Source organism: Bdellovibrio bacteriovorus (genome assembly GCF_041888015.1).
GTDB lineage: Bacteria > Bdellovibrionota > Bdellovibrionia > Bdellovibrionales > Bdellovibrionaceae > Bdellovibrio.
The window spans coordinates 842,709-867,085 of record NZ_CP168968.1; the positions used below are offsets into that span (position 1 = coordinate 842,709).

The following is a 24,377-nucleotide window of genomic DNA, read 5'->3' on the forward strand; positions in this document are numbered from 1 at the left end:
TTAACAAAGGAGTCTTCATGAAAGCAGTGATAGTGGCTTTACTCGCGACCGCATTCTTGTCTTCTTGTGCCTCCAAACAGACTTACAGGGCAAAAACGCCCCCATCTGTTTCTGTATCTGAAAAAACGACGACTACTATTGTAAGTAAAGAACCCGCGACACCTCAGGAAGAGCTGGATGCCCTGATCGAGGGCAATCGCCGCTTTGTCCAGAATGAGCTGCGGGGGCAGGATTTTCACTATCAGATTGATAAAACTAAAGATGGTCAAAAGCCTTACGCTGTTATTCTCAGTTGCCTTGATTCGCGAGTTCCCCCCGAGATCGTGTTTGATCAGGGGATTGGTGAGCTCTTTGTTGCCCGTGTAGCGGGAAATATTGAAAACGATGATATTCTAGGGAGCATGGAATTCGGGACCGCAGCCATGGGGGCCAAGTTGATTGTGGTCTTAGGGCATACCAAGTGCGGTGCCGTCAAAGGGGCGTGTAACAATGTGAAGCTCGGGCATCTGACTGGAGTACTGTATGATATCTCCTCCGGCAAGGTGGGGTTCTTGCCAGGCAGGGTTCTGGATACGCACAAGCAGCTAAGTCTGCAGTAGAGCCTAAATGCAATTGAGGGCTTTTGAGCTGTTTAAACTCTGAACAATCGTGAAAATATGGCAAGGGTGGTGTCGTAGAATGGCTCTTGGGGCCACCTTGTGCTAAAGACTCGCTTTGAAAACATAAGGAGTCTTAGAATGAAAACTATCTTGTTGGCAGCCCTGCTTTCTGTGGCATTTGCGGCACCTGCTTTTGCAACTATCGGTTCTGGTGATCAGAACGTCATCTCTGCTAAAAAAGGAAAAGGCAAAAGCGAGCCAGCTCCCAAAGACGGTGAAGAGCGTGGTGAGGAAAAAGATCCTCGCGAAGAAACTTACGAAGGCAATGACCGCGGTGGTGGTTCCTTTGATGGTGGTGGATACGGCGGTGGCGGCTTCGATGGCGGTGGCTATGGTGGCGGTGACGGCGGCGGCATGATCGGAGAGATCTTCTCTGTGGCTGGTAAAGGAAAGACTTATCCAGTGACAACCAATACGACTGTTGAAGATCGTGGCGATGTTTTGGTTTACACAACTCGCACTCAAGAAGACATCAGCTATGATGAAACTTGCACGACAATCACAGTTCTGACAGTGGCTAAAGCCACAGGCAAAGTAATCTCTTCTGAAAGCCAGGAATTCTGCAATCGCTGGCCGATGTAAGAGCTCATCTATAAATGATCTCATAGAAAGAAAAGGGCTGGTAAAACCGGCCCTTTTTTCTTTTGTGAGCAGGGTAAAAAAAGCGGGTCTTTAACCCGCTTGCGGCTCTTGTTTTTCGCTTCGTTTATTCTGTCGTTCTTCGATGTAGTCCATCACCAAAAGGGCAACGGCATTTTCCAGTGCACCACTTTGCTTGGGTGGTGTTGGACGTTCTGCAAACCCCAGCGCCTTCAGCCAGGTTTTACGATTCAGGCTGTAGGCCAGAACACCGGCAGAAATCACAGTCATGCAAAGATAGACGATCATGCCGCCAGAGATCTGAAACTCTTCACCCTTGTCCAATTGGCCTGCAATGCTGGCGATAAACAGCGACAATCCCACACAGCTTAAGGCCAGCGATCCTATGGTGGAAACCAACACGAACGTGATCGCACGCAAATGCAAAACCAGTTGTTGAGTGATGGCGGTGCCGGGCTCTTTGAAGAGGCTTTTGGCGTTGCCAATAAAGAATGAGATGATGGGCAAAAGAAAGTTCATTTAATCGTCCTTTCTTTTGTAAAGCATGCGGGCAATCACAAACCCGGCCAGTGCGGCAATGCCGACAGAGATCCACGGATTTTCCTTCACCTGCACAGTCAGCGTGTCTTTGAGGTCTTTGATCTGTTCACGCTGTTCAGCAGGCACCTTGTCTTTCAAGGACTGAGTGTACTGCTTCATCTCTTCCTGCAGTTGCTTTTTGATTTCGGCGATAAGCTGATCGCGATCCATGCTGGCCGTCCCTTCATGAAGTTGCTCAGGAATAATACGCAGGACTTTTCGGCATGGAAGCGGAGATTGTTTAGAGAGCTCGGGCAAGATGAGGGCTTAGGTCCGGCAGTGGGGTACGAAGGTCGAGGAGGAGTTTTTGAACATAAAAAAAGCCCGGTGTTTCCACCGGGCTTTGAAGTTTGAAGATCAAACTTTGAAGACTACTTCTGCTCAGCTGCACGCTTAGCTTGGTATTTCTTCGCAAGTTCTTCCTGGATGTTACGAGGTACTGGAGCGTACTTCGCGAATTCCATAGAGAACTCACCTTTACCTTTAGTAGCAGAACGAAGATCAGTTGAGTAACCGAACATTTCTGTCAGTGGTACTTCTGCTTCGATAACTCAGTTACCGTCGAAGGCAGTAGTGCCCACGATAGTACCACGGCGTTGGTTGATTTGACCAACAGCTGCACCTTGGTATTCGTCTGGAACTGTTGTCTCAAGCTTCATGATTGGCTCAAGAACAGTTGGTTTCGCGTTAGTGTAAACTTCACGAAGAGCCGCCATACCAGCGATTTTGAACGCCATGTATGAAGAGTCGACGTCATGGTATGCACCGTCGTCCAAGTGAACTTCAACGCCTACGATTGGGAAGCCAATGAGTGGACCTTTAACAGTTTGCTCTTTGAAACCTTCTTCAACCGCTGGGATGAATTCCTTAGGAATACGACCACCAACAACGTTGTTAACGAATTTGAACGTAGAGCCATCTTCTTGAGGCGCAAGTGGAAGGATTTTACCCACACACTTCGCGTACTGACCCGAACCACCCGTTTGTTTTTTATGAGTGTAATCGTAAGCAGCCTCTTGAGAGATCGTCTCACGGTAAGCAACCTGTGGTTGACCCACGATCACTTCACAGTTGAACTCACGCTTCATACGCTCAATGTAGATCTCCAAGTGAAGCTCACCCATACCAGAGATGATAGTCTCGTTGGATTCCTCGTCACGGTGAACGCGGAATGTAGGGTCTTCCTTACGGAATTTTTGAAGAGCTTTGGAGAAGTTGTTAGCTGCAGTTTTGTCTTTAGGCGCAACTGCCAAGCTGATAACTGGTTCAGGCACGTGCATGGACTGCATGGATGCGTGAATTTTGTCATCACAGAAAGTGTCACCGGAAGCACAGTCGATACCGAACAATGCAACGATGTCACCAGCGTAAGCTGTTTCGATGTCGTCCATCTTGTCAGAGTGCATACGCACCAAACGAGGAATCTTAACAGATTTCTTGTTCGTCTGATTGATAACGAAGTCACCTTTGGACATCTTACCTTGGTAGATACGCATGTAAGTCAACTGACCAAATGGAGTCTCTTGAAGTTTGAACGCCAAGGAAACCAATGGTTTGTTGTTGTCTGGGACAAGGTCGAACTTCTCTTCGTTCTTATCAAGATCAAGAGCTTGCTCTTTTTTTCTCAGCAGGGGACGGAAGATAGTAGGTAACCGCGTCGATAAGACGTTGAACACCTTTATTTTTGAACGCAGAACCGCAAAGAACTGGAACCATCTTCAAACCGATAGTGCCTTTACGGATAGCCGCGCGAAGCTCTTCAACAGTTGGCTCTTCTTCCATCAAGAATTTTTCTTCGATAGTAGAGTCAACGTCAGCAAGTTTACCAATCATGATGTGACGGTATTTCTTAGCCTGATCAACCATATCTGGTGGGATTTCGCCGCGAACAACGTTTTCACCGTCTTTACCTTCGTTGATGTAAGAGCACATTTCCACAAGGTCAACGTGACCTCTGTGTTGGTCTTCTAGACCAATTGGAATAGTGATCATAACAGCGTTCAAGCGAAGTTTTTCGATCAAAGCGTCAGTAACACGGTAAGGATTGGCACCTTGACGGTCCAATTTATTTACGAAAGCCAAACGAGGTACGTTGTAACGTTTCATCTGACGGTCAACAGTGATGGATTGAGATTGAACGCCGGCAACACCGCAAAGCAAAAGGATCGCACCGTCAAGAACGCGAAGAGAACGTTCAACTTCAACTGTGAAGTCCACGTGCCCCGGTGTATCGATCAAATTGATGGTATAGTCTTTCCACTGAACCTGAGTCGCAGCAGAAGCGATCGTGATACCTTTTTCTCTCTCTAGATCCATGGAGTCCATTGTAGCGCCGACGCCGTCTTTACCACGAACTTCGTGGATAGCGTGGATCTTACCTCCATAGAACAAAATACGCTCAGAAGTCGTCGTTTTTCCGGAGTCAATGTGCGCCGAGATACCGATGTTTCTGACCATATCAATATTCCAATTTTTGGACATATCTTTACCCTTCGTTTATATGGTTTTAACCGCTGTTTTCATTAGCAAAATTTATGAAAGCAATCGAATTATCATCAAATACTACTAAGTGCAAAAAAAGATTCTAGCCCAGATTCGCGACGCGCTGCAACTATCCAGTGCGGGAAGCCTTCCGACCGCCTTCTTCGTAGCGTAAACTGATCGGCACTATGACCGATCTTCTTCAGCTTTTAAAAGCGAACTTTCATTTTACTTCTTTCCGGGGCGAGCAGGAATCCATTCTGCATAAAGTTTGGGCAAATGAAAATCTGTTGGCCCTGATGCCTACGGGAATGGGAAAAAGTCTCTGTTTTCAATTTCCAGCCAAGACTCGGGATGGACTTGTCGTTGTTATTTCGCCCTTGATTGCCTTGATGCAGGACCAGGCGCAGAAGGCCCATGAACTAGGGATCTCGGCCACATTTTTAAGCTCTACTTTGAGCAGGGATGAGCGAGAGTCCCGGCAGGCCCGCCTGGCTCAAGGGGCCTACAAACTTATTTATGTGACACCAGAACGTTTTCGCAAGCCTGAATTCCTGCAGGCCATCGAGCAGCGCCAGATCCAGCTTCTGGCGGTGGACGAGGCTCACTGTATTTCTCAATGGGGGCATGATTTTCGTCCGGACTATTCCCGGGTGGGTGAGTTTCGGGCCATGTTGGGAAACCCGCCCACCTTGGCCTTGACCGCGACGGCGACCCCCGAGGTTCAAAAAGATATATTAAAAAAGCTGAACATCGAAGATGCGCCGATTATTTCAGCGGGGATTGAGCGTCCCAATCTGGCATTGAACGTCCATGACATCTACGGCATCGACGAAAAAATTCGCGCTGTCGTGGGGCTTCGACATCAGGTCGGGGGCACGGCCATCATTTATTGCTCTTTGATTCAAACCTTGAAAAAGATCTCGTCAGCCTTGAGCCGGATGGGAATCAAACATCTGGTGTATCATGGAGATTTGCCGCCGCAGGATCGCAAGCGCAATCAGAAGGCCTTCCAAATTGAAGAGGCTCCTCTGATGGTGGCGACTCCGGCTTTCGGGCTGGGGATTGATAAAAGCAATGTGCGTCTGTTGATTCATGCTGAAACTCCGAATTCGCTGGAATCTTATTTTCAGGAGGTGGGCCGCGCGGGACGAGACGGGCAGGAGTCTTACTGTCATTTGCTGTATGATCAGGACGATGTCAGCATTCAGATGGAATTTTTAAAGTGGTCGCATCCTGAACCGGAATTCATTCGAAAAATCTATCAACTGATAGAAGACAAAAGAATGCAGGTGGACCAGGGCGGGTTTGACTTCCTTCGTGAACAAATGAATTTTAGAAATCGCCGGGATTTCCGCTCGGAAGCTGCTGTCAGTATTTTGGAGCGCTGGGGTTGTTTGCAAAAGTCTGATGATCCTTTCCCGTATGCTTGTGTGCAGGCGCCGACGGATGAACAGTTTTTGGCCGAAAATGGGGAAGCCATTCTGCGGGCGCAGAATTCAAAGCTGCTGCAGATGGTTCAGTGGGCCCAGCAAGACAGCGAGTGTCGCATGAATCGGATTTACAGTTATTTTGGGCACGAACACCCGAGTCCCTGTGGCAAGTGCGATATCTGCACCAGATAGAAGGAGGACGTATGAAGAAGCTGGCCAGTATTCTGACAATGACTTTTTTAGCGGCTCCGGCATGGGCAAAGCTGCCCTTGGAGAAACTGAAAATGCCTCCGGGTTTTTCCATTTCTGTCTGGGCTCAGGTCCCTGGGGCCAGATCACTGGCGCAGGCTCCTGACGGACGTGTTTTTGTGGGGTCGCGGTCTGGCGACAAAGTTTATGTGGTGAAAGATGGCAAGGTGCAGATTTTCGCACAAGGTTTGGAGAGCCCCAACGGGGTGGCATTCAAAGACGGCAAAGTCTATATCGCCGAGATCTCAAGCATTCGTGAATACGACGGCAGTCTTGCCGCCAAGCTGCCGTTAAAACCCGTGCGCACATTGGCGCAAAAGTTTCCCTCAGACACTCATCATGGCTGGAAGTTTATTCGCTTCGGTCCTGACGGAAAGCTGTATGTCCCGGTCGGAGCCAACTGCAATGTTTGTGATCCGGGCAAAGACTACGCCCGCATTTATAAAATCGACGTGAATGGAACCTCTAAGGAAGAAGTGGCTGCGGGAGTTCGCAATACCGTAGGCTTTGATTTTCATCCTCTGACCAAAGAACTTTGGTTCACCGACAACGGACGCGACTGGATGGGAGACGACCGTCCTCCGTGTGAAGTGAATCGTCTGACAGCCGTTGGACAGAACTTTGGATTTCCTTACTGCCATGGCAAAGACATTCTGGACCCTGAATTTGGCAGGGGAAAAAAATGTTCTGACTATGTGGCGCCGGTAGTTGAGCTTCGGGCCCATGTGGCTCCGTTGGGAATGCGTTTTTATACCGGCCAGATGTTTCCGGCAGAGTATCAGAACAGTATTGTTCTGGCAGAACATGGTTCTTGGAATCGCTCGACACCGCAAGGTTATCGTCTGACATTTGTGAAGTTGAATGGCTCTCAGGTTGAAAAAACCGAAAGCTTTATCGACGGATGGCTGCAAGGGGATTTGGCCTGGGGGCGTCCGGTGGATGTGGAAGTTTTATCAGACGGATCGATGTTGATTTCTGATGACAAGGCTGGCGTGATTTACCGTCTGACATACAAGGTTCAAAGATAATGCAGGGGAAGCTTCGTTCTTCAGTTGATTTTCCAGATGCACGTGACACCTTGGCTGAAGGAATTATTGCCATCGGTGGTGTGTTGGATGTCGGAACTCTTTACACGGCTTACAGCAAGGGGATCTTCCCCTGGCCGCAGCCGGGATTACCCATGCTTTGGTTTTCTCCAGAACAAAGGGGTGTCCTGGAGTTTGAGGATTTTCATGTTCCAGAAAGTCTGAAGCGTTTTCGTCGCCGTCATCCGGAAATCACTTTTACGGTGAATACAGATTTCCATCAGGTCTTGGAGGAATGTTCCAAGCAGCCCCGCCCAGGACAGGAGGGCACTTGGATCTCTGCTCAGATGAAAAGAGCGTATCTTGAGTTTTTCAAAGCGGGCTATTGCATGTCCGTGGAGGTTCGCGAGAATAACGCTTTAGTCGGAGGGATCTACGGAGTTCTGGTCGAAGGTGTTTTCAGCGGAGAAAGCATGTTTTATAAGAAGCCCAATGCTTCCAAACTGGCGTTGTGGCATTTGGTGGAAGTTTTATCGGAAATGGGACACCAGTGGATTGATGTTCAGATGGTGACACCGGTTGTGGCAAGTATGGGCGGAAAACTTGTGGATCGCGAGCGATATCTGGAAATGCTGGAACGGCGACACTTTCAGTACGAAACCACATGATGATGGATCTCGTACTGATGGATTAAGCGAACTTACTTAAGAATAACCTGAGCAGCTTTGCCGTCTTTGATTTCATAGACCGATGCCGGTCCAAGATATCTTTCAATCTGAATGCCGATTTTCTTTCCCAATTTTTTTGCATGTTCGCCGTCAGCAGGCAGAACATACAAAGGAATGCCGGATTCCGCTGGCTTTGCTTTATCTTCTTTAGGCAAAACAGTGGCTTTGATGTTGGCGATATTCCAGGATTGGATTTCCACGGCTTGCCAAGTATTGTCTTTTTTAGTCAGAGCCACCGCATATTGGCGGCTTAAATCGCTGCCCAGAAGAACGATATCTTTTTCGCCATTGTTGTCGAGGTCCGCGATGAAAGCCATCGGAACTCCGTTAGGCTCCACATCTTTCACCAGACTCAAAACGGACTCGCTGTAGTCCTTCAAGTCGAAGACAAGAAACTCAGGGTTCCAGGCAATCAGGGCTTTTTTGGCTTCGGCAGGCAAAGAGATTTTGGCATTTCCATCTTTGATAACGACTTCGGCCATGCCGGTTTTGGAGATATCCACCGGAGCTGCACTGCAAAGGCTGCTAAAGAGAAGAGTTGCAATAAGTGGTCTGATCATTATCGGACTCCTGTGCTGGTTTTGCTGCTGCCACTGCTGGATTTTTGCTGTGAAGTTTTACTGTTGGCTCCGAGCTTTTTGGGACAGGACTCACCACGGGGAACCAGGAAGGTGTGATTGCCGATGGTCCCACAGTTCGTCATGCGTCGGGCCCAATACGGCCGGGCAACATGGGGATTGTAGTAGTAGATGATGTCGTTGGCACCTTCACGGACGGCCAGGGTGACGGCCTTTTTACACTGGTCCAGGCCCTCTTTGTCTTCATCTTTGGTGGCGTTGATGTTGTTGGAGTGTTTGTCCTGTGTCCAGCTGAACTGAGAATCCTCATAGACCACACTGCAGGCACTGTCAGGGTGAGAGTCGGCTTCGACCCTGGACAGAACAACTTTGGTTACGGCCACCATGCCATCGAAAGACTCGCCACGGGATTCGTGATAGCAATTGCAGATCATGCAATTGGTGGCTGACTGCTTTCTGTTGCAAGTCATGGAAGCGGCCAGGGCTTCTGAGTTCAAAAAAGACACGCCAATAAATGTAGTTAGTAAAGCAACGATCTGTATTCTCATTAAATTCAGTTTAACTGGGGAAGACTGAATCGGAAGAGTTTTTTGATTTTTGCCAGGACTCTGGATGTTTTACTGTTCCGAACCTTAGCCTAAAGTCCAGCGTGCCTTGAGAGCAGGAAATGTCACCCTGGTTAACGTATTTACAGTAATGTCCGTGTACGCTGGGCATGGTGCGGGAACAGGGTTTGCAAATAAGCGCAGCGATGGAAGTATCAGGTCGTTTTGTCATGTCTGGAATTCTTTCGTTGTTGCTGACGGCAACGGCGGGGTGTTCTTTTAAAAAGAACCCGACACGGCCTACTCAAGTGACCTTTGTTGAAGAAAAGGCCCGTCCGATTGTTGTTCCAAGCATCGAGGAAATCATAGCCGGTGAAGATGAAGAACAAGCCATCGAGCAACTGGCGGAACGGAAGGCAGAGCTTGAAAGCCTTGTCAAAAACGCCTCGGCGAGTGCCATTGATTTTGCCATTAAATACAAGAAAACCAAGATCCTGAGTTATCTGCTGATTAGTGGTCACAGTCCATTTGTGCTGAATCAGGACAGCCGGGAGAAGATTGGGTATGACCGCGACCTAAGCAGTTTTGTGCGATCAGCGCAGCGCAATATATTCGAAGATATTTTGAGTCACCACAATAGCGTTGACGGTGATGATTCGAAGACATCGGAATTCGATCTTAATAAGGCGTTGGAGAACTATCAGTTTGGGGTTCAGGGGTGTGAAGACCTTGCTGACACGATTATGGAGGCGATGTATCTAGAGAGCGAGCCAAGGTCTCCCATTATGTTCTCTGCACTAATGGAAACGAAATATTGTGCTGCCTATAAAGACTACTTTTCTTCCGATAGGATCTCCAAATGGATTGGGTTCGAATACGTATACCAGTATCAGTCTGGGTTCCAAGAGATCGAATTCCTTAAATATCTGATGTCTTTGAAAGAGAATATTACAATCAGTATGGTGCTTCCAGCAGGGGGGTGGCATGCGGACTACAAGGGCCTGATCTCAAGTCATGTCCTTTTTGATCCTATAGGTATGTTGATGTTAAAAAAACCCTGCTTCGAGAAGGCCGATGTGTTTGATGAATGGATGGTTGTTGCCAAGAGCTTGATTGATTCCGAAGGCCCACGACCGTCTTCTTCTTATCGGTTTGTCAACGATGTGGATGGGCTTGGTGAATCTTGTGGTGCGGAAGGGAAATACTGCTCAGAGAACCTCTCTAATGTTGACAGTCTATGGGCGCTCTATCGGTATGAGTTCCCGGAAAGTCGTTTTTCGTGGGCGCAGTTCCGCAGCCTCTATATAGGTCGTGCAGTCGCAGGGAGTGAGTATAAGGTTTTTCCTAAAGAGCTTAAGGTATTCCGTGAAGAGCTGTGTCGGGTGCCGCCAAGGAGAGCTTTATGATCAAGGTGGCTTTCTTGATTCTTCTCTCCGCTGTTATTCAGGGGTGTTCTTTCGCTAAAAATACAACTGAAGCAAATACTATAGAAGCCAAGGGAATGAGTGTTTCGCAAGGCCTGTCAATATCGCAAAAGAATCTGCTGGCGGCAGTCAAGCTGGGTAATCTGTCGCTGGTAGAGCACGCACTTTCTAAGTTACAGTTGGCGGAGTATTCATTTGCAGGTTCTGCCGAAACTCCTGTTGGCATTGCTTTACGAGCCAATAATCTGGAAGTGGCCAGATTTTTAGTTGAAAGAGCAGTTGATATCTATAACTTGGGGGATATCCAGTCTTCTTTTGAGGAAGATCTGCTTAATGATCGTAATCACAAGCTTATGACTCAACTGGGGCACGTAAAGATTGCTCAGAAAATGCACATTAACTTTAGCGATACGGAACAATTTCTTTCTGAGGTTTACGCAAAGAATGTCAGCGAAATCGTGGCTAAAGTAGAAAGCGGAGAGGTCCGTAGCTTGCCAGCCAAGGTGGGTTTGTCTGGTGTGTCCTGCTTGTATTTGAAAACTCAACTGATACAAAATGTACAGTTTGGTGAGTTCTCTGATATGCGAAAGGCAATTGAGTTTATTGAGCGATTGCCTTGTGGTGAAAAATTAAAGGGCAGTAGCTTGCAGGCGCTCTATCAGGCGGAACTCATCCGCCAATTTCAAAGACTATTCCAAGATCCTTATCTTTTGGGTTACTTGAGTCGTCAACCTCAGCTTAAGACAACAATGTGGGATATCGATTCATCTGGAATTTTGGTGCATCCAAATTTGCTATTTAGGATTGCTCTTTCGGAGGATAATCTCTTTTTAAAAGAAGGCCAGACTCACCCTTGTGGTCGGACCGGGAATGGTGAAGACTTGGATCAGGAGCTGTGTGATGCCAGATTGAAGATCTTCAATGAGGCCGGAATTAAAGCTTCGAACTTTGAGCTGATAGAAACTCGAAATGACAGAATTGTTAGATCTTATCGTAAGGTCAACAGACATGTGCGCCCCATGTTGGCAGAGGCTGATGCTCTGTATTTTGTTGTCAGCTTTTATATGTCTGGGAAACCGGATGTGGCAAATATCAGTGTGCCATTCGTTCAGGAAATAGAAGTTGAAAAATTGGGAGAGTCCATTCCGTGGAGTCTGATTCGCCCATCCCGTGCCAAACCAGTGGTACAGATGACTGATGAGTATGACGAAAAAGAATGGTTCACCAAGCAGGAACAGCTAAAACGTCAACGGGAGGATAGTGAAATTGAAGAGGAGAAAAGGGCGAATCTGGCATCCGAAGAAAGTGACGGATCCCAGTAGGTTCACATTCAGCTCTTGATGGGGCCAACTTGGATGTCTCAGTTCGAGACATTACTCGTAGATCAATCATGATTCAATTTATGAATAAGGCTTACGAGAACGGCAATTCGAAGGACAAGAATCGTCCTGTGATCATTTTTTTGACAACATAAACGCGCTTAACCCGCCTTGATGTCCGGCATAGACGTTGCTTCTCTTTGTTTTGAATAACTTAACATTGGGAGTGGTCATGTCGAAGGTAAAAGCAGTTGCGAAGAGTCTTGTCACACTATCTTTATTAACACAGCATGTGTCGATGGCAGAGGCCAACACTCGCATGGAACGACCTCCTCAGTTCGTTTTACTTGCATTTGATGGTTCCTATGAAAATTCCTTTTGGCGGGAGTCTCGTAAGTTCGCTCAGGACATGAAGAATCAAGGTGTCGATATGAAGTTCACCTACTTCATTTCAGGTGTCTATTGGCTTCATGAAAAGAACTACGCTCTTTATATGCCACCGCATAAGGAAGTTGAATTTTCATCCGGTCGCGAAAAACTGAAAGAAGTAGAACGCCGCAATCAAGAAGCTCGAGATGAGTCTATATCATCGGCAAAACGTAAACGTATCCGTGGCCAGTATTCTGATATCGGCTTCGGGGACACACCTCAAGATGTGGCAGTCCGTATTGACGAAGTTAATGCGGCCTATGAAGAGGGTCATGAAATCGCCTCCCATGCCAATGGTCATTATAAAGGGGGAAGCAGTCAGGCGGACAGCAGACGATGGACTCTTAATCAGTGGCGCTCTGAATTTAAGCAGTTCCTTAATCTGATATTTAATGCGTTTGAAAACAACGGAATTCAGAATCGTACAAAATACCGTTCTGGCTATGCTTTTGGTCCCGAAGATATTGTTGGGTTCCGTGCGCCAACTTTGGATACGAATGCAGATATGTTTGAAGCATTAAAGGATTATAGATTTAAGTATGATACATCCGGCGCAAAGTCGGCACCGGAATTTCCTAAGTGGCCAGAGAAAAATAAGTATGGCACCTGGTTGTTTCCGTTGGGTTTAATTCAGGTTGTCGGGGCAAGCTATAAAACTGCCTCTATGGACTATAACTTTTATGCGAATCAGTCGGGTGGAATGGATGATAAGGCTAATGCAGATAAATATCGTAAACAGATGACTAAATCGTATTTAAAATATTTCAATGACAACTACTATGGGGCCAGAGCGCCGGTACATATCGGCCACCACTTCTCTAAGTGGAATGGCGGTGCCTACTGGGAGTCCATGAAAGAGGTTGCTGCAGAGATTTGTGCAAAACCTGAGGTTCGATGTGCAACTTATTCCGAGTATGTGAAGTGGTTGGAGTCTCAGGATAAGACAGATTTTGCGGCTTATGCGCGCGGGAAGTTTGATAAATTGTCAGCTCCATTGAGTTTAAAAGCTGAAGAAGTTGTGGGGCAAACTGAAGTGCGCCTTGCTAGGGAAGGGAATTTGTTTAAAGGCGCCTTTAAAATGGATCGTCTATCAAAGATGTTAGGATATCAGACGGGCTTGCAGGTGAATAATGCACTTCAGGCCGATGCAAGCATAGATTTACAGAAGCTGCGAAGCTCTTCATTAAAAGGGTCTGATGTGGTTGTGAGTGCGGTTGTAATTAACAAACAAGGAATGAAGGTTAATTCCTACTCCTTAAAGATTCGAAACTTGGGCTTGGATAGCGAGATGATTGATGAGAAAACCATCGAAGAGCGTGCAATGCTTGGCGATTTACCAGAGGCGCACATGCATGATGGACATGAGCATGAGGGGCATTAGAAAGAATTTTCAGTATTTACTATTTGGATTTGTCCTGGGGAGCTTAATTGGCTGCTCAGGGCAGCCTGATTATGCCACCTCTATTGGTGGGCAAGGAATTATTGGTGGGGAGTTTGTCGAGCCGACTGATCAGGTGTCCCACCACACCACAATGCTGGTAAATCTTGAAAAAAATGAAATCTGTTCCGGAGTGCTGGTTTCATCAAAGGTCGTTTTAACTGCGGCCCATTGCCTGCCTTCTGAGAAAGAAAATATCAAAGCCTACTTCTCTAATAGCCCATTAAATGAAGACGCAAGCGTCGAGTTTCGTGAGGTAAGTAGTATTGTTCAGCATCCACAGTATTCAGCAGATGAAGAACTGGAGTCAGTGGACTTGGCCGTACTAGTTTTGGCGACCGACGTGCCAGCAGGCTATCTGCCTGTTTCAATAGATGATTATGATGAATTAAAAATAGGGACCGAGGTCATATTGGCAGGCTATGGGAATAGCACGGCCACCAGCGCTGAGGGCTTTGGAGAACTTCGTAAAGTTGCCACGAGTATTTCTAAAGTAACTGGGCCCCTTTTTTTTGAGATTGATCAGGCGAACGGTAGAGGGATTTGTGACGGTGACTCGGGGGGGCCTGTATTTAGAGTAAATACGGACAAACTGACCCTTGTTGGTATAACTAAGCTAGCTTACGATAAGAATGGAACTGGCTACGCGAGTTGTTTGACCATGAGCCAGTATACCTCTTTACAAGACCCCGCAATAAAGCGCTGGATTATGGAGCTTATTCGCAAGCATCGCTGAATTCGTCGTGCCGATCGAGAAAATTCTGGCCGATATCAAGAATCAACTGTAAGTTGGGTCATGCTTCTTATTAATACCCATAAATTAGAGAAAGCCTTTGCAGGCAAGGTCCTGTTTAAGAATGTCAGCCTTGGTATCGAGGAAGGCGAGCGTGTTGGTTTGGTCGGACCCAATGGGGCCGGCAAATCGACCCTGCTAAAGATTCTGGCTGGGAAAATGGCTCCGGACTCCGGGGATGTGACGGCCAAGAAAGGCCTGCGTTTAGGGTATTTGGAACAAACTCCTGTTTTCAAACCCGGCGAAACCATCCTTGAAGCGATCTTGAGCAAATGTCTGGACGAGCACGAATCTATCGGAGCCGCCTATGAATGGCTTGCTCGTTTGGAGCTTTCTCAGTTTGGTGAAAGCTTTCTGGTTCAGGATCTGTCGGGTGGTTGGAAAAAGCGTGTCGCTTTGGCGCGTGAGCTGGTCCTGGGGCCTGAGCTTCTTCTGCTGGATGAGCCCACGAATCATCTCGACGTTTCAAGTATCATGTGGCTGGAGGATTTCCTCAGTCGTGCTCCGTTTGCCACGTTGACGATCACGCATGATCGTTTGTTCCTGCAGCGAACGGTGAATAAGATCTTTGATCTTGATCCGAAGAATCCGAATTATCTGATTTCCACAACCGGTGGTTACCTGGAGTTCCTGGAGGCGAAAGAAATTCTTTTGGCCGGGCAGGAACAAAAAGAACTGGCGATGAAGAACACTCTCCGTCGGGAAACCGAATGGCTTCGTCGTGGGGCGAAGGCCCGCCTGACCAAGCAAAAGGCGCGTATTGAGCGTGCAGGAACGCTCAAGGACGATGTTGAAGAACTGTCCTCTAAGAATGCCGCTCGCAAAGTAAAGATCGAATTTAAAGAGACGGACCGCAATCCGCAAAAGCTGATTGACGTGGATCATGTGACGAAGTCGTATGATGGCCGTGTGTTGTTCAAGGACTTCAGCTATCTGGTGACGCCGAAAACGCGTTTGGCCCTGCTGGGAGACAACGGATCGGGAAAATCCACTTTGATTCGTATTTTGTTGCAGCAGGAACAGCCGACGTCCGGTCGGGTGGTTCAGGCTGACAAGTTGAAGATCTCTTATTTTGAACAAAATCGTGAAACTTTGAAACCTCAGGAATCTGTTCTTAAAAACATCTGTCCGGACGGGGACTATGTTCATTATCAGGGGCAGTATGTCTTTGCACGCAGCTATCTGGAAAGATTCCTGTTCAATCGTCAGCAGATGGATCTTCCGGTCGAAAAGCTGTCGGGCGGGGAGCAAAGTCGTCTGCGTATTGCCCAGTTGATGCTGAACGAAGCCCAAGTGTTGATTCTGGATGAACCGACCAATGATTTGGACGTGGCAACACTGACCGTTCTGGAAGAGTCCTTAAAAGATTTCAATGGCGCCGTGATCCTGGTCACGCACGATCGTTTCTTCATGGATCAAGTGGCGACTGACATTCTGGCCTTCCATAAGCAGGCGGATGGCGAAACCACAATGGAACGCTTTGCCGGCTATCTGCAATGGGAAGAATGGTACGAAGAGCAAAAGGAGCTTCAGGCTCAAGAGCTTAAGAAAGAAAAGAAAATGGAGAAGGCTGCCGCCGCAGCGAAACCCGTGAAGCTGTCCTTTAAGGAAAAGTTCGAGCTGGAGAATATGGAAGCTACGATCTTTGATTTAGAAGCCAAGCTGTCGGAACTTCAGGCCGAGGCTGGGAAGCCCGAGGTTGCGAGTCAGGCCGGTAAGGTTCAGGAGTTGTATGCTCAGATTTCAGGCCTGCAGAGCCAGATCGAAGGCTTGTACGCTCGCTGGGCGGAGCTGGAAAAGAAAACTCAGGGCCCGGGATAGGCTGGAAAAGAAAAAGGGGCTTTTAAGCCCCTTTTTTATTTATTTGTATTCTACAGAGTAGTTCGTCACTTGCTCTTCAGCCACTTCGCCGGGATAGCGGATGGTCTTGATGTTCAAAACCAAATCCAGCGCATTTTGCTGACCTTCACAAGAATAATACTTCTTATACTTGCAGATATAGCCAAAGCAAAATTCCATTTTAGAAGCCCGAGTGAAAGAGCACTGAACATCGTAAGTATATTCAATAGTGCTTACAACGGAAGGCACGCTTGAAGCCGATACCGGCTGAGCCAGGAAACCCAAAGCAAGAACCGATGCAAGAACCAAAAGCTTTTTCATTCAACTACTCCCGAACAATTAAGGTTGTTTTTCCAGGGTGAACTTACCGCCACCGAAGCCTACACTTGTAGTCATATCACCAGCGAAAGCGCCATTTACAACTGTGCCATAAATGGTGGCTTTGTAGTTAGAGCCTGGATTGAAGCGGGGAGTACCTTCCAAGGTCAGGCGAGCTGGGTTGGATTCGAAATCGAATTCGCCTTTCAGATTCAAAGCCACAGTGCCGCTGGCATCGTCTGCACGGCTGAAGTCGCCGATCAAAGTTGGAATCGTGATCGCACCATTTGGAACTTCCTGGATGTAAAGCTTCACAGTGATACCTACGGATTTTCCGTCAAAAGTACCACCCACTTGTTTCAGGGAGCCGGTGTAAGTGCCCACGATTGTGTTCAGTTTCGCACGGATGCGTTCGTAGTAAGCGACCTCTTCACGGCCGGAGTTGCCGCCAGAGTTTTCACGGGTCTTAAGAACCACGTCCAGAATGCCGATAGAGCCAGCAATACCTTTTGCTTCGCCGACAATCTTTTCGCCATTGACGCGAGCGTCGATGGTTTGAATGTCATCACGGCCCAAGCCGGACAGGTCCTTTAGGTTGACCATGGAGATCGCACCGGTTTCTTCCGTCAAAGCCACGATAAAGTCGAAGTTGCCACCGGCTTTTTTCAAAGTTGCATGAAGCTGGGAAACCAAACGAGTGGAGCCGTCAGAGTTTTTACCGTTGGCCACTTTAAGATCGAAGAAAACCAAATCCACTTCCTGAGCGCCATCAGCGGTGGTCAATGTGCCTTTGTAAGTGCCGATCACAGGTTTGTAGCTTTTTTGCAAAGCTTGGTTTCTTTCGTTTTCGCGTTGTTTGTCGGCGTTTTTGTCCTGATCAAAAGCGCAAGCAGACAAGCTGAGAACTGTCATGGCAAGGATAAGATTTTTCAACATAGTAACCCCTCTGTAAAAAATTAAATCTATTTATCTGAAACCGGAGCGTCGTCCGGAATCAATTCGTCACGGCTGGCAGCCCATTCATTCAATGCAATGGCATAGTCGCCCAAGGCACGAATGTATTGCACTTCCGAGTCGAAGTAGTTGTTCATAGCCGTGATCAGGATGGAAATATCAGTACGGCCCTGAGTGTAGGAACGATTCAGTTCTTGCGAAGCCTTTTCGCGGAAGCCTTTTTGTTTCAAGGCACTTTGAACGACGGCGTAAGTGGACTGAACTTTACGTTGTGCTTGCAGTTCGGTGTCTTCAGCTTCCAGCAGCTGGCGGCTCAAGCGAGTCGCCTCAAGGTCTTTGGTCAGCTTGCGGTTGATGATTTTTTCGTTCTGAACGTCAGAGCCGAATTTGTATTCGAAGCGCAGACCCATGTAGTACTTCGGACGGGAACCCGACACCACATCAGAATAAGAACCTTCAGAGTTCTCATCCACGCCAGTGGTATAAACTTTCCCCACGAAGTTCAAAGTCGGGTAACTTTCCGATTCTGCCGCAGACAAAGATTCCGATGCGGCTTCCACTTTTAGTTTTTGTGAACGGACAGCACGCAGGTCTTCCACTTTTTTGGTCGGAAGCTTTGGCACCGCTGGAATACCTTCTGGGATCTGGAATTTGATCTCAGTTCCTGGTTGCAAAGATAGCAGGGTGATCAGATTTTCCAGATTGTTCAAATAGTCCGTTGAAGAGGTCTTCACTTTCTGTTCACGAGTTTCAAACTCGGCTTGAATCTGAGGCAGGTCTCCGGGATTGGAGTAACCCAAAGATGTTTTGCGTTTGACGGCATCGACCAGTTTTTTGGTGCGATCACGGGACGCCACGGATTCTTTGAAGTTTTCCTGTGCAACATAAGTGTTCCAGAACTGGCGAATCGCGCTAAGCACGACATCTTCCAGTTCGTTGGCGCGAGTGATGGTTTGCGCCTCATAAGTCAGCTCTGCCGCATTCACGTTGCCACGGTCAGCGACACCAAAGAAGTTTCCAAGAAGAGCTTGTTCCAACAACAAGCCGGCGCTATCCAACGTCTGTTCGCTGGGTGGCGGGTTGGTCGGGGAACCGTCATAGTCCGCTTTTTGTGACAAACGGCTTAGCTCCAGTCCCAAGGTGGTTCCTGTGGTGAAGGGCTTGTTCAGGTTGACTGTGGTTTTATAGCGTTCAAATTTATCTTCTTTGATATCAGAAGAAGTCAGCAGGGATGCAGATTTGTCGTATTCAAATCCGCTTTCTGCTTTCAACGTCCAATCGTATTTGGACAAGGCTTCCGCTGGAGCCAAACGGAACTGCTGGTACTTCAGATTGACTTCCTTGGTCTGAAGACCCTGCTTCAGAACCAGTTCCGCCACAGTTCTTTGATTCAAAGTAATTTCCTTGGGAGCTTGGGCATAAGCTCCCTGCATTGCAGTCGTACTCAGGAGGGCGAGAAAAACTTTTACCATGTTACTTTTGTCCCTAATTCAAAGTTGTCTTTTTGAAGTGCGATTTCAGAGCTGTCTTTAAGAGATCTTTGTGTCCATTCAGTGAATACCGACCACTTGCTGCCGATCAGGAAGTCCAATCCATAAGTCATGGAGTTGAAAGATCCTGTTTTGGAGAAAGTGGCAAAGTCATTGGAGCTGGTCTGGGTGTAGCTCAGGCTGCCGATTTGCGGGGAAACATTCAGGGACAGCCAGCTCAGACGATCCCAGGAAACATTCAGAACCGGGCCGCCGCTGAACAAGGTCGTGTTCAAGCGAGCATCGTTGATTTCATATCCAGAATCCAAGGTGACAGATGTTTCTTGGGAAGCCAGGCTGCCTTTGGCGCGCAAACCGACTTTCCACAAAACCTGTTTTGTAGAAAACGCGGGGCTTAGAACGCCCAACTCCAGACCAGGCATTGTTGTGGAGCCGTTCTGTCCAAGATCAAATGTGCCGGAACCTTCTTTGGAGGCAAACCCTTCGGGCTGGAAGCTTTGTACGGACAAGGCTGCAGAATACTTCCAGCTGCGTGTGATGATTTCAGGGCGAGGATCTTTCAGCGTCAGCATTCCTTGAACCTGAGCATCTGTGGCAGTGGCTTTTTCCAATCCTTCAAACTTCGCTTCGGCAACGGCTTGCTGTTTTAAGCTCAGAGCGCTGCAAACAACGGAAGAGAAAAGAACGGATATAAGAAGACCCCATTTCATACTGTCACCCCTGAATAAATGTGCGTCAGGAATAGACTGCGGGTAGGGGGCTGTCAACCCTGCAGTAAGGTGCTTCGGGATCCTTTATAAAACCTATCATTTCAAGGCTTTGAGAGCGTTGTGTTGAAAGAAAAGCTGATGACTAATTTCAAGGCTTTACCTAGAGTGGCTAGGAAATTTTGAGGGGTGTGCATGAGGTTATCCGATATTTCTATTAAGAATCCTGTATTTGCGTGGATGTTGATGTTCGGTCTGATGATATTCGGATTGATCTCGTTCTCGCGCATGGGTGTCAGTCAGATGCCGGACGTGGATTTTCCGACCGTGACCGTCAGCGTCACGCTAAGTGGTGCAGCCCCCGAAGTGATGGAAACCCAGGTGGTGGACCCGATTGAAAGTGCCTTGATGACTGTCGAGGGCATTGAGTCTATCAAGTCCAGCAGTAAAACGGGAACCGCCAGCATTACGGTGGAATTCGATCTGGATCGCAATATCGATTTAGCGGTGCAAGACGTTCAGGCGAAGATCTCTGGCATTCAGCGCTTGCTTCCGGATGATGTGGATCCTCCGACAATTTCTAAAACCAATCCGGATGATCAGCCGATTCTGTGGTTGGCGCTGACTTATGATAAAAATGATCCGGAATTCATGATGCGTTATGCGCGTGACTATCTGAAAGACCGCTTCACCACTGTCGAAGGTGTTGGGGATATCTTCCTGGGTGGTTACACCGATCCGGTGATGCGTGTGCATGTACGTCCGAAAGATCTGCTTCGTTATAATATTTCCGTGAACGACGTGATGGATGCTATCCGCAGTGAGCACTCGGAAGTTCCGGGTGGTTACATTCAGACGGACAAAAAAACTTTCAACGTCCGCACAATGGGTGAGGCGAAAACCGAAGAGGAATTCCGCAACATTGTCGTCAGTAAACGTGGTGGTCGTGCGGTTGCCGATCCAACGAACATGGTGCGCATTGCTCAGGTGGCTGATGCCAGCATGGGTTTGGACAAGATTGAAAAAATGTCCCGATTCAATGGCAAAACAGCGTTGGGTCTGGGGATTCGTAAGCAGCGTGGGACAAACGCCGTGGCCGTGGCCCGTGCGGTAAAAGAAAAAATCGTCGAGATTCAAAAACAGCTGCCTGAAGGCATGAATATTCAGGTCAACTTCGACAGTACCAAATTCATCGAACAATCCGTGGGCGAGCTGAATCATCACTTGGTTCTGGCGGTGATTTTCACGTCCATCGTGTGCTGGATGTTCCTGGGAAGCTGGTCTGCCACCTTTAACGTGCTTTTGTCGATTCCGACCTCGTTGTTAGGGGCCTTCATTGGTCTTTATTTCCTGGGTTACACTCTGAACACGTTCACGTTGTTGGGTCTGACATTGGCGATCGGTATCGTCGTGGATGATGCCATCATGGTCCTTGAAAATATCTTCCGGTATAACGAAAACGGGCGGGGACGTATCGAATCCGCGATCTTGGGTGCACGGGAAATCTCATTTGCGGCGATGGCAGCCACAGCGGCGGTTATTGCGATCTTCCTTCCTGTCGCCTTCATGAAGGGGATCATCGGGAAGTTCTTCATGCAGTTCGGGGTTACGATCTCTATCGCGGTCTTCCTGTCTTTGGTTGAATCCCTGACGATCACACCCATGCGTTGTGCGGGCTTCGTTCACCACGGCGAAAGAAAAACAAAACTGGGTAAAGGCTTTGAAGCCTTCATGGAAGGCACGCGTGTTGGCTATGACCGCTGGTTGAGAGTCTCTTTGCAACACCCATGGAAAGTTCTTGTGGGCTCTTTGGTGTTTGTGGCGGTGTCCTTTGTCTCTATCAAGTTCCTGAACAAGGAAATGAGTCCGGCGCAGGATCAAAGCATCTTTATGGCACGTTTGATCATGCCGGTGGGGACTTCTTTGACTTACACCGATCAGCAAACTCAAAAAGCTGAAAAATGGTTGCTGTCCCGTCCGGAAGTCAAACAGGTCTATGCGGCCTTGGGTGGATTCGGTGGCGGTGCTTCTGATGCCAACGTCACGATGATGTTTATCACTTTGAAAGAAAAGAAAGAGCGTGGGGCGGATCCAGAGTCCGGCAAAATTCTTTCTCAGCAGGAGTTCATGCAGGTCGCTCGTACCAATCTGGCAAAGATTGAAGATATGCGCCCGGTCCTGATGGATTTGTCTCAGCAGGGCTTCTCGGGTGGTCGTGGTTATCCGATCGAATTTACGATCCTGGGTTCAGACTGGGATAAGCTTGCGAAGTTCACTGAACAAATGATGAAGTCCATGACTGACAGTGGACTGATGGTGGACGTGGATTCCAACTACCTGTTGGGTATGCCGGAAATTCAGGTGAAGCCAGATCGTATTTCGGCGGCTCATCATGGGGTCAGCATTGCTTCCATCGGCTCCACGGTCAGCGCCTTGATCGGTGGTGTGAAAGTGGGCGAATATCCTCAAGGGGGCCATCGCTACGACATCAAGGTGAAACTGGTCGATCAGGGAAATCCTTTGGATGAAATCAAAACTTTGTTCGTCAGTAATACGGTCGGAAATCTGATCTCATTGCCACGAGTGACGAAAGAACAAGTGGGATCAAGCTTGCAGTCGATCTCTCGTTCCAACCGTCAAAGGGCGATCACCGTGACGGCCAATATGAAGCCGGGCGTATCCCAACAGGCGGCAATGGCCTATGTTGAAGACGCTGCCAAGAAGATTCTGGAGCCAGGTTATATGATTGATCAGGGGGGAAGTTCGAAGACCTTCAAAGAATCCTTCCAAAGTTTGATCTTTGCGTTGGTGATGGGTCTTGTGATTGCCTACATGGTTTTGGCGAGTCAGTTCAACTCGTTCATTGATCCTGTCACGATCTTGATGGCCTTGCCGTTCAGCTTTAGCGGGGCTTTCTTCGCCTTGCTGATCACAGGGCAGTCTTTGAACATGTTCTCGATGATCGGTTTGTTGCTTTTGATGGGTATCGTGAAGAAGAACTCGATCCTGTTGATTGAATTCACCAACACCGTTCGTGATCGCGGAACCAGTGCGGCAATGGATGCGCTGATGGAAGCTTGTCCAACCCGTCTTCGTCCGATCCTGATGACGTCGGTGGCAACTATTGCGGCGGCGATTCCTTCGGCGACAGCACGCGGAGCCGGTTCTGAAACCATGCGCCCGATGGCGATTTGTCTGATTGGTGGCGTTGTGGTTTCAACGGCGCTGACCTTGTTTGTGGTCCCGGCAGTTTACCTGTTGATGGATAAGTTTAAAACCCGCGACGAAGTTCGCGAAAAAACCAAACAGGCCTTTGCGGCGGTTGGTAACGAAGCACTGGATGTTTAAAACAGAAAAGCCCGGGATCTCCCGGGCTTTTTTATTTCCACATTGCGGAGCGCATGGAGAGGGCCCCCATCTCGAATCCTTCATAAGGATAACTGATGGTGTCGCTTTCTGTGGAAGCTCCGTAGGCGTACAGCAGGGGCAGATAGTGTTCTGGTGATGGGACGCTTAAAGTCGCGCTTTCGCCCAGGTCTTCATAATCTGCCAGAACTTTTTCATCGCGCTTTTCCAGTGCTGATTTGATTTTAGTATCGAACTCTTCAGCCCAGGGCAGTCGCACAGTGGGGTTTTTCCACTGAATCAGGCGCAGGTTGTGCACGATATTGCCGCTGCCAACAATCAAGACACCTTGTTCACGCAACGGGCGTAGCAGTTTCCCCATTTCAATATGTTGTTCAGGCGTTTTGGTGACGTCCAGACTGACTTGAAAGACGGGAATGTCTGCGTGTGGGTACAGGTGGGTCAGTACAGACCAGGTGCCGTGATCCAAACCCCATTTGTCGTAAAGTTCAGATTTAGGCAGAAGTCTTTGCGTTTCGTGAGCAATACTTAAGGGCCCTCGGGCAGGGTACTGCACATCAAAGAGGGCTTTGGGAAATCCATAGAAGTCATGAATGGTGGGAGGATCGGGATGATACAGAACCTTTGTTCCTTCTGTCTCCCAGTGGGCAGAGACAGAAAGAACCGCCTGTGGTTTGGGAAGGGATCTTCCCAATTGGTTCAAGCTTTCCGTGAAGGGATTTTTGTCGAGCGCATTCATCGGAGAGCCATGGCCAAAAAACAGCACAGGCATAAGAGTGGACATAGGATTAACCTTTCTTAGCAGCAGGTTTTGCAGCTTGGATCTTAAGGATCAAAGTCACTTCGTCGCCTACTACAGGACCTGCTTCAACAACACTGCTCCAGTTCAAACCGAAATCTTTACGGTTGATTTTGCCTGTCGCAGAGAAAGCCACCTTGTTGTTACCGTAAGCGTCGTTCACGTCGCCCAGATATTTAACATCCAAGGTCACTTCTTTAGTCTTACCTTTGATTGTCAAATCGCCAACAATTTTTAGAGCTTCGGGTGTGCCGATGACTTTTTTAGTGACGAATGTCATCTTCGGGTTTTTTGTCACATCAAAGAAGTCCGCACTTTTCAAGTGATCGTCGCGGTCTTTGTTTTCAGTACTGATGCTTGCCACATCTATATTCAGGCTGGCTTTGGACTTTTCCAGTTTGGAATCAACAACCAGGGATCCATCAAACTTTGCAAAGCGACCTTCAACAGTCGAGATCACCAAGTGGGGAATCTCAAAACCGATTTTGGAGTGAGCCGGGTCAATATTGTAGCTGCCTGCAGGAATGCTTTGGCCCGCGAAAGCAGAAAGACTTGCCAGTGTTACCAGGGAAGAAAGAATAAGTGATTTCATGTAATGTCTCCTTTTTTGTTTGTTCGACCCGT

Annotated in this window: 21 protein-coding genes and 1 pseudogene; 11 read left to right on the forward strand and 11 right to left on the reverse strand. The window is 48.1% G+C overall.

The features are described 5' to 3' along the window. The first annotated feature begins 17 nt into the window (after positions 1–17). Positions 18–599 (forward strand): carbonic anhydrase, encoded by a 582-nt coding sequence (locus ACES2G_RS04195; RefSeq protein WP_374001405.1) that lies wholly within the window; start codon positions 18–20, stop codon positions 597–599. A gap of 138 nt (positions 600–737) precedes the next feature. Continuing rightward, the gene (locus ACES2G_RS04200) at positions 738–1,241 is read left to right on the forward strand and encodes a hypothetical protein (protein ID WP_347359700.1); all 504 of its coding nucleotides are present in this window, start codon (positions 738–740) and stop codon (positions 1,239–1,241) included. A gap of 90 nt (positions 1,242–1,331) precedes the next feature. Here ACES2G_RS04200 and ACES2G_RS04205 read toward each other — a convergent pair whose 3' ends face one another. The 3 genes and pseudogenes from ACES2G_RS04205 to fusA all read right to left on the reverse strand — a co-directional run bounded on the left by ACES2G_RS04205 (position 1,332) and on the right by fusA (position 4,319). Then, positions 1,332–1,778 carry a hypothetical protein gene (locus ACES2G_RS04205; protein ID WP_347359324.1) on the reverse strand — a complete coding sequence of 149 codons (447 nt, stop codon included), beginning with the start codon at positions 1,776–1,778 and terminating at the stop codon, positions 1,332–1,334. Then, complete coding sequence (locus ACES2G_RS04210) at positions 1,779–2,009, reverse strand: hypothetical protein (RefSeq protein ID WP_347359325.1); 231 nt, start codon at positions 2,007–2,009, stop codon at positions 1,779–1,781. Between the two features lie 200 nt (positions 2,010–2,209). Beyond that, a pseudogene (gene fusA, locus ACES2G_RS04215) lies at positions 2,210–4,319 on the reverse strand (elongation factor G). A 188-nt stretch (positions 4,320–4,507) separates the two neighbouring features. On the opposite strand from fusA, the gene ACES2G_RS04220 reads away from it, so the two are divergent. The 3 genes from ACES2G_RS04220 to aat are packed head-to-tail and all read left to right on the forward strand — an operon-like array spanning position 4,508 to position 7,694. Continuing rightward, on the forward strand, positions 4,508–5,944 hold the full coding sequence (locus ACES2G_RS04220) for a RecQ family ATP-dependent DNA helicase (RefSeq protein ID WP_347359327.1): 1,437 nt from the start codon (positions 4,508–4,510) through the stop codon (positions 5,942–5,944). A gap of 11 nt (positions 5,945–5,955) precedes the next feature. Beyond that, the gene (locus ACES2G_RS04225) at positions 5,956–7,029 is read left to right on the forward strand and encodes a sorbosone dehydrogenase family protein (RefSeq protein ID WP_374001406.1); all 1,074 of its coding nucleotides are present in this window, start codon (positions 5,956–5,958) and stop codon (positions 7,027–7,029) included. After that, a complete protein-coding gene (aat, locus tag ACES2G_RS04230; RefSeq protein ID WP_347359329.1) occupies positions 7,029–7,694 on the forward strand; it encodes a leucyl/phenylalanyl-tRNA--protein transferase in 666 nt (221 codons plus the stop codon). Before ACES2G_RS04225 ends, aat begins: the two co-directional genes overlap by 1 nt. A gap of 32 nt (positions 7,695–7,726) precedes the next feature. Here the strand turns inward: aat and ACES2G_RS04235 are convergent, their stop codons facing one another. Next, a complete protein-coding gene (locus ACES2G_RS04235; protein ID WP_347359330.1) occupies positions 7,727–8,314 on the reverse strand; it encodes a hypothetical protein in 588 nt (195 codons plus the stop codon). Then, a complete protein-coding gene (locus ACES2G_RS04240) occupies positions 8,314–8,829 on the reverse strand; it encodes a cell wall hydrolase (protein WP_347359331.1) in 516 nt (171 codons plus the stop codon). Before ACES2G_RS04240 ends, ACES2G_RS04235 begins: the two co-directional genes overlap by 1 nt. A 254-nt stretch (positions 8,830–9,083) precedes the next feature. Here ACES2G_RS04240 and ACES2G_RS04245 point away from each other — a divergent pair, with 254 nt between their 5' ends. From ACES2G_RS04245 to ACES2G_RS04265, 5 genes are all read left to right on the forward strand, one after another. Continuing rightward, entirely contained in the window at positions 9,084–10,283 is a 1,200-nt protein-coding gene (locus ACES2G_RS04245; protein ID WP_347359332.1) for a hypothetical protein, read from the forward strand. Then, positions 10,280–11,623, forward strand: a complete 1,344-nt coding sequence (locus ACES2G_RS04250) for a hypothetical protein (RefSeq protein ID WP_347359333.1) — start codon at positions 10,280–10,282, stop codon at positions 11,621–11,623. The genes ACES2G_RS04245 and ACES2G_RS04250 overlap by 4 nt, the downstream gene beginning before the upstream one ends. A gap of 229 nt (positions 11,624–11,852) precedes the next feature. Further along, positions 11,853–13,430 carry a hypothetical protein gene (locus tag ACES2G_RS04255; RefSeq protein ID WP_347359334.1) on the forward strand — a complete coding sequence of 526 codons (1,578 nt, stop codon included), beginning with the start codon at positions 11,853–11,855 and terminating at the stop codon, positions 13,428–13,430. Further along, positions 13,402–14,223: a trypsin-like serine protease gene (locus tag ACES2G_RS04260; protein ID WP_347359335.1), complete on the forward strand. Its 822-nt coding sequence runs from the start codon at positions 13,402–13,404 to the stop codon at positions 14,221–14,223. The genes ACES2G_RS04255 and ACES2G_RS04260 overlap by 29 nt, the downstream gene beginning before the upstream one ends. A gap of 60 nt (positions 14,224–14,283) precedes the next feature. After that, positions 14,284–16,101, forward strand: a complete 1,818-nt coding sequence (locus ACES2G_RS04265) for an ABC-F family ATP-binding cassette domain-containing protein (RefSeq protein WP_374001408.1) — start codon at positions 14,284–14,286, stop codon at positions 16,099–16,101. A gap of 39 nt (positions 16,102–16,140) precedes the next feature. Here the strand turns inward: ACES2G_RS04265 and ACES2G_RS04270 are convergent, their stop codons facing one another. From ACES2G_RS04270 to ACES2G_RS04285, 4 genes are read right to left on the reverse strand one after another with little or no spacing between them, the layout of a single operon-like run. Then, positions 16,141–16,440, reverse strand: coding sequence for a hypothetical protein (locus ACES2G_RS04270; RefSeq protein WP_347358175.1), 300 nt, complete (start codon positions 16,438–16,440; stop codon positions 16,141–16,143). Between the two features lie 18 nt (positions 16,441–16,458). Continuing rightward, positions 16,459–17,373, reverse strand: coding sequence for a hypothetical protein (locus tag ACES2G_RS04275; protein ID WP_347358174.1), 915 nt, complete (start codon positions 17,371–17,373; stop codon positions 16,459–16,461). Between the two features lie 26 nt (positions 17,374–17,399). Beyond that, complete coding sequence (locus tag ACES2G_RS04280) at positions 17,400–18,863, reverse strand: TolC family protein (protein WP_347358173.1); 1,464 nt, start codon at positions 18,861–18,863, stop codon at positions 17,400–17,402. Then, on the reverse strand, positions 18,857–19,591 hold the full coding sequence (locus tag ACES2G_RS04285) for a hypothetical protein (protein WP_347358172.1): 735 nt from the start codon (positions 19,589–19,591) through the stop codon (positions 18,857–18,859). The genes ACES2G_RS04280 and ACES2G_RS04285 overlap by 7 nt, the downstream gene beginning before the upstream one ends. A gap of 192 nt (positions 19,592–19,783) precedes the next feature. Here ACES2G_RS04285 and ACES2G_RS04290 point away from each other — a divergent pair, with 192 nt between their 5' ends. Next, positions 19,784–22,936, forward strand: a complete 3,153-nt coding sequence (locus tag ACES2G_RS04290; RefSeq protein ID WP_347358171.1) for an efflux RND transporter permease subunit — start codon at positions 19,784–19,786, stop codon at positions 22,934–22,936. 31 nt (positions 22,937–22,967) lie between these two features. Here the strand turns inward: ACES2G_RS04290 and ygiD are convergent, their stop codons facing one another. Continuing rightward, complete coding sequence (gene ygiD / locus ACES2G_RS04295; protein WP_347358170.1) at positions 22,968–23,738, reverse strand: 4,5-DOPA dioxygenase extradiol; 771 nt, start codon at positions 23,736–23,738, stop codon at positions 22,968–22,970. A gap of 4 nt (positions 23,739–23,742) precedes the next feature. Further along, positions 23,743–24,345: a YceI family protein gene (locus ACES2G_RS04300; protein ID WP_347358169.1), complete on the reverse strand. Its 603-nt coding sequence runs from the start codon at positions 24,343–24,345 to the stop codon at positions 23,743–23,745. Positions 24,346–24,377 lie beyond the last annotated feature (32 nt).

Excerpts from the sequence above, each read along its gene's own strand:
- ACES2G_RS04195 (WP_374001405.1), top strand. The coding sequence starts at position 18 with ATGAAAGCAGTGATAGTGGCTTTACTCGCGACCGCATTCTTGTCTTCT.
- ACES2G_RS04200 (WP_347359700.1), top strand. The coding sequence starts at position 738 with ATGAAAACTATCTTGTTGGCAGCCCTGCTTTCTGTGGCATTTGCGGCA.
- ACES2G_RS04205 (WP_347359324.1), bottom strand. The coding sequence starts at position 1,778 with ATGAACTTTCTTTTGCCCATCATCTCATTCTTTATTGGCAACGCCAAA.
- ACES2G_RS04210 (WP_347359325.1), bottom strand. The coding sequence starts at position 2,009 with ATGGATCGCGATCAGCTTATCGCCGAAATCAAAAAGCAACTGCAGGAA.
- ACES2G_RS04220 (WP_347359327.1), top strand. The coding sequence starts at position 4,508 with ATGACCGATCTTCTTCAGCTTTTAAAAGCGAACTTTCATTTTACTTCT.
- ACES2G_RS04225 (WP_374001406.1), top strand. The coding sequence starts at position 5,956 with ATGAAGAAGCTGGCCAGTATTCTGACAATGACTTTTTTAGCGGCTCCG.
- aat (WP_347359329.1), top strand. The coding sequence starts at position 7,029 with ATGCAGGGGAAGCTTCGTTCTTCAGTTGATTTTCCAGATGCACGTGAC.
- ACES2G_RS04235 (WP_347359330.1), bottom strand. The coding sequence starts at position 8,314 with ATGATCAGACCACTTATTGCAACTCTTCTCTTTAGCAGCCTTTGCAGT.
- ACES2G_RS04245 (WP_347359332.1), top strand. The coding sequence starts at position 9,084 with ATGGAAGTATCAGGTCGTTTTGTCATGTCTGGAATTCTTTCGTTGTTG.
- ACES2G_RS04250 (WP_347359333.1), top strand. The coding sequence starts at position 10,280 with ATGATCAAGGTGGCTTTCTTGATTCTTCTCTCCGCTGTTATTCAGGGG.
- ACES2G_RS04255 (WP_347359334.1), top strand. The coding sequence starts at position 11,853 with ATGTCGAAGGTAAAAGCAGTTGCGAAGAGTCTTGTCACACTATCTTTA.
- ACES2G_RS04260 (WP_347359335.1), top strand. The coding sequence starts at position 13,402 with ATGATGGACATGAGCATGAGGGGCATTAGAAAGAATTTTCAGTATTTA.
- ACES2G_RS04265 (WP_374001408.1), top strand. The coding sequence starts at position 14,284 with ATGCTTCTTATTAATACCCATAAATTAGAGAAAGCCTTTGCAGGCAAG.
- ACES2G_RS04270 (WP_347358175.1), bottom strand. The coding sequence starts at position 16,440 with ATGAAAAAGCTTTTGGTTCTTGCATCGGTTCTTGCTTTGGGTTTCCTG.
- ACES2G_RS04275 (WP_347358174.1), bottom strand. The coding sequence starts at position 17,373 with ATGTTGAAAAATCTTATCCTTGCCATGACAGTTCTCAGCTTGTCTGCT.
- ACES2G_RS04280 (WP_347358173.1), bottom strand. The coding sequence starts at position 18,863 with ATGGTAAAAGTTTTTCTCGCCCTCCTGAGTACGACTGCAATGCAGGGA.
- ACES2G_RS04285 (WP_347358172.1), bottom strand. The coding sequence starts at position 19,591 with ATGAAATGGGGTCTTCTTATATCCGTTCTTTTCTCTTCCGTTGTTTGC.
- ACES2G_RS04290 (WP_347358171.1), top strand. The coding sequence starts at position 19,784 with ATGAGGTTATCCGATATTTCTATTAAGAATCCTGTATTTGCGTGGATG.
- ygiD (WP_347358170.1), bottom strand. The coding sequence starts at position 23,738 with ATGTCCACTCTTATGCCTGTGCTGTTTTTTGGCCATGGCTCTCCGATG.
- ACES2G_RS04300 (WP_347358169.1), bottom strand. The coding sequence starts at position 24,345 with ATGAAATCACTTATTCTTTCTTCCCTGGTAACACTGGCAAGTCTTTCT.